Here is a 2,167-nt window from a genome sequence, read left to right on the forward strand (position 1 = left end):
ATTCATGTATAGTCCTCCTTGGTATCCAAATTAGGGGTCAATTCATCCGATTGACACCCCCGAATCATACCAAGAGGGCTTTTTTTATTCAAGTCCCCGAAAAAACTTCTAACAGGAATGCTCCTTTAGCGAACAACATCTTGAAAAACCGTCAATTCGTCAAGTATATCTTCGTTGACATCTACGCCTAATCCAGGTTTTTCAGTCAAGCGAATATAAGGGATATCGTAATGGAGATTGCCGATATCTTTGGAAAATTTCAATGGTCCTGTCAGTTCAACACTCGTAACAATTTTTTTCGAAAATGCGACATGAAATCCTGCCGAAGAAGCGACGGAGGATTCGACCATAGAGCCGATTTGGCATTCGATTCCTGCCAATTCTGCTTGATGGGTTAATTTTACTGCAGGATAAATGCCGCCGCACTTCATTAATTTAATATTTACTTTATCGGCTGCATTCTTTTGGATAATTTGCCGCATTTCACGCGGTCCTTTCAATCCCTCGTCAATCATCATTGGGATATCTGTCTTTGATTTTATATAGGCCATCGCATCAATATCATCCGCTATAACAGGTTGTTCCACCCAGTCAATGTTGAAAGGGCGTAATGAGCGCAAAGCAACCAAGGTCGTAGCACTGTTTTTCCATCCTTGGTTGACGTCAACGCGAATGGCAATATCATCACCAACTCGTTCACGCACGGCCTTAATTCTTTCCACATCTTTATGAACATTTGTGCCGACTTTTATTTTAAATGATCGGTATCCTTTTTTGACCATAGCAGCAGCTTCTTCAGCCATCTGCTCTGGCTCGGCAATACTCAGAACATGCGTAATCGGAAATTCATCATGATAGCGGCCGCCAATGAATTGATAAACGGGCTGTCCAAGCTTTTTTCCTATAATATCGAAGCAGGCGATATCGATAGCTGCTTTTGCTGTTGGCGCACCGTATATGGTTGCATTCATCATCTCATGTAATTTTTCAATATTCATTGGATTAGCACCGATTAGGAGAGGAGCGATCGTATTTTTTAAAATATAAAACGTGCTTTCCCATGTTTCCCCGGTTACATGTTCGTCTGCGACTCCTTCTCCGTAACCGACAATTCCTTCATCTGTCTCGATTTTTACAATAACAGACGGTATATCATGATATGAGTGGTAACTTATCACAAATGGAACATGAAGGGGCAAGCGAATGGCATAAAGATGAATCGCAGTAACTTTCATAAAAAATGACTCCTTTCCGTTTACAATTGCTTTTGTGATTATTACTAAGAGGCTGTCTTTATTTTGTTTTTAAGACAGCCTCCTTTTCACTCTTTATGCATTTAAGTTAGCTTCTTGTTCTTTCGTCTGTGCCAACGTTTCTGATTTTGGCAACTTTTCGATGGTAAATCCGGTTAATGCATAGAGAATGGAGATTATCGGTACGATGAAATTAAGCACAGCATAAGGAGCATAATCAAATGCATGAACCCCAAGCGTTCCAAGTATAAACACGCCGCATGTATTCCAAGGGAAAAAGACAGATGTCAACGTTCCTCCGTCTTCAAGTGCTCGTGACAGATTTTTTGAATGAAGACCTTTTTCCATGTATGCGTTTGCATACATTCTTGAAGGAATGACGATCGAAATGTACTGTTCAGAGCAAGTGGCATTTGTGGCAACACAAGAGAAAATCGTTGATGCAACAACTCCTTTTGCTGTTTTTGCAAGCTTTAAAATTTGATTCACAATTGCTTGAAGCATTCCGGTATGTTCCAAAACACCGCCAAAAGTCATTGCGACAATTGTCATTGAAACGGTATACATCATCGATTCTAAACCGCCACGGTTAAACAAATCATCAACCATCTTATTCCCTGTATCGATTACAAATCCGCTTTGTAAAGCTCCAACTGCGTCAGAAACGGAATCACCTTGAATCAAAACTTGAGATAAAAATCCGAGAATGATTCCTACGATGAGCGCTGGAATGGCAGGCACTTTTTTGGCCACTAACACGATGACAAGTAATGGAATAAGCAATAGAAAAGGAGCATTCCTGTTAGAAGTTTTTTCGGGGACTTGAATAAAAAAAGCCCTCTTGGTATGATTCGGGGGTGTCAATCGGATGAATTGACCCCTAATTTGGATACCAAGGAGGACTATACATGAAT

The 2,167-nt window shown here is 40.5% G+C and carries 2 protein-coding genes; both read right to left on the reverse strand.

The genetic code is table 11. The annotated features are described in order from the left end of the window. Nucleotides 1–125: 125 nt before the first annotated feature. Complete coding sequence (locus ETB99_RS14450) at nt 126–1,235, reverse strand: mandelate racemase/muconate lactonizing enzyme family protein (protein ID WP_171700921.1); 1,110 nt, start codon at nt 1,233–1,235, stop codon at nt 126–128. Nucleotides 1,236–1,328: 93 nt separating this feature from the next. After that, nucleotides 1,329–2,117, reverse strand: coding sequence for a Na+/H+ antiporter NhaC family protein (locus ETB99_RS14455; protein WP_483860849.1), 789 nt, complete (start codon nt 2,115–2,117; stop codon nt 1,329–1,331). Nucleotides 2,118–2,167: the final 50 nt, after the last annotated feature.

This window comes from Anoxybacillus sp. CHMUD (assembly GCF_013096965.1).
Taxonomy (GTDB): domain Bacteria; phylum Bacillota; class Bacilli; order Bacillales; family Anoxybacillaceae; genus Anoxybacillus; species Anoxybacillus kestanbolensis_A.

Coding starts and splice junctions, on each gene's coding strand:
- ETB99_RS14450 (WP_171700921.1), bottom strand. CDS start 1,235: ATGAAAGTTACTGCGATTCATCTTTATGCCATTCGCTTGCCCCTTCAT.